The organism is Mycobacterium sp. NGS40 (assembly GCF_059812735.1).
On sequence record NZ_JCALDG010000078.1, the window covers coordinates 1 to 2,102 of the forward strand.

Genomic DNA, 2,102 nt, shown 5'->3' on the forward strand with positions numbered 1-2,102 from the left:
CGTAGACGATCCAGCTGTGTCCGAGGATGTGGTCGCGTCCAACTCGTTGCATGCCGAGCTTGGTTAAAACGCGTTGCGAGGCGTGATGGCTTGGGTCGACGATGGCCAGTATGCGTTCAGTTCGGTTAGTCAGTGCCCACGCCAAGCAGGCTGACGCGGATTCGGCGGCATAGCCGTGGCCCCAATATGCGCGGGCGAAATGAAAGCCCAACTCAAGGTCTTGGCGCCCGGGCAGGAATTGCAGTCCGCAGTCACCGATGAGCTGACCGTTGTGGGACAGGGTGACCGCCCATTTGCTGACGCCGTGACGTTCGTGATGATCAATGAGGTCTGCGACTCGTTGGCGAGTGCCGTCGTGGTCGCGCACGCCGCCAGGAATGAACCGTGTCGCTTCGGGATCCGAGTACACGGCGTGCATGGCTTCGAGGTCATTTCGCCGAAGGGGGCGGATCGTCAGACGCTCGGTGCGGATCGGCAATCCAACCGCGGGGACCGATGATGCACGATCGGTACTCATGACCTCGCTCCTGTGGGACCAGCACCTGTGTCTGCCACTGCATACTGACAGCGACGTCGCCCCGTTGACCCGCTACCAGCGTCACGGCGGCGCCTTCGTGTCAGTCAACGCAGGATATTCGCCGCACAGCCTCAACGACACGCTGGCGCTGTTGCAGCATTACCGTTGCGCGGTCGACGCGCACCCGGACCTCGAGCTGGCGGCCACCGTCGGCGACGTCGCAGCGATCACCGGTGCTGGCCGCATCGCCGTGGTCTTCGACCTCGAAGACTCCCGCCCTCTCGACGACGACCTTGCCAACCTCACCGTTCTCGCCGACCTTGGGGTGCGCACGCTGCTACCCACCTACAACCACGCCAACCGTGCCGGCAGTGGCTGTCTGGACGTCGCCGATAATGGTCTTACTGAGTGGGGGCGTTCGATCATCGGCGAGATGAACACCGTTGGCATCGTTCCCGACGGTTCGCACTGCAGTGCCCGCACCGGACTAGACATGTGCGAGATCTCGACCGGCCCAGTCATTTACAGTCACTCGTGCATGCGCGCGGTCTGGGATCATCCCCGCAATATCAGCGATGACCAAGCCCGCGCCTGCGCGGCCACCGGCGGCGTCATCGGAATCACCGGCGTCGGCATCTTCCTGGGGCCCAACACCCCGACCCTGGAGGCAATGACTCGGCATCTGGAATACGCCGTCGATCTGGTCGGCATCGAGCACGTGGGGATCAGCAGCGACTTCTCCGTTGACTACGCCGACTTCATTGCCGAACTCACCCGCAATCCGCACATGTTCGACGACAGCTACACGCGTTGGGGACCGATCCAGTGGATGGCTCCCGAGACACTACTGACACTCGGCGAACACCTCAGCCAACGCGGATGGACCGCTACGGGCATCAATGCCGTCGTGGGCGGCAACTTCCATCGTGTAGCCCAATGCGCATGGCGCACCTAAAGGTTGATAGTCAGTTATCGGCGGTGCGGTTTTCTTTGGTGAGCAGTTGGCGCTGTTGGTGCGTGCGGTAGGAGTCTCCGGTGAGGGTCAACACTTCGGCGTGATGCACCAAGCGGTCAATCATCGCCGCGGCGACCACGTCGTCGGAGAAGGTCTCTCCCCAACGTCCAAACGGAAGATTTGAGGTCACCATGATCGAGCCCTGCTCATAGCGCGACGCCACCAGCTGGAAGAACAGGTTGGCCGCGTCCTGGTCGAATGGGATGTAGCCGACCTCGTCAATGATGATCAACTTGTAGCGGCGGATCTTCTTCAGCTCGGCCTCCAGCCGGTTGGCGTGATGCGCAGCTGAGAGGCGGGCGGGCCCAAGATGACGCGCCAGCCTTCGGGTTGCCCGCGTAAGCATTGTTTCCGGCCGCAAGCACGGCGGCCCGGCGGGGCGGTACTCGATTGCGACCCCTCCGGCACCGCATGCGCGTTGCCAACGTCATGAGTGCTGTTTAACATGTGTTTAATAGCTGTGACTTCGGTAGCAGCCACTCGAATCATCTGAAGGTATCCGTCATGTTGCACCTACTACCCAAATTCCACTCACTACCCGCTCCCCTGGCTGCGGTGGCACATCGTCAC

The 2,102-nt window shown here is 61.9% G+C and carries 2 protein-coding genes and 1 pseudogene; 1 reads left to right on the forward strand and 2 read right to left on the reverse strand.

Annotated elements, in window-relative coordinates:
* The coding region (locus AC5Y5O_RS31920) for a GNAT family N-acetyltransferase (protein ID WP_500028735.1) at nt 1–517 on the reverse strand (517 nt) is incomplete at its 3' end.
* Here AC5Y5O_RS31920 and AC5Y5O_RS31925 point away from each other — a divergent pair.
* The gene (locus tag AC5Y5O_RS31925; RefSeq protein WP_330981114.1) at nt 516–1,472 is read left to right on the forward strand and encodes a dipeptidase; all 957 of its coding nucleotides are present in this window, start codon (nt 516–518) and stop codon (nt 1,470–1,472) included. The two genes, AC5Y5O_RS31920 and AC5Y5O_RS31925, sit on opposite strands and share 2 nt — an antisense overlap.
* 10 nt (nt 1,473–1,482) lie before the next feature.
* Here AC5Y5O_RS31925 and AC5Y5O_RS31930 read toward each other — a convergent pair.
* A pseudogene (locus AC5Y5O_RS31930) lies at nt 1,483–1,830 on the reverse strand (ATP-binding protein); the annotation flags it as partial.
* Between the last annotated feature and the right edge of the window lie 272 nt (nt 1,831–2,102).

Bases quoted from the DNA above. Each gene is read 5' to 3' on its own strand.
- AC5Y5O_RS31925 (WP_330981114.1), top strand. From the start codon at position 516: ATGACCTCGCTCCTGTGGGACCAGCACCTGTGTCTGCCACTGCATACT.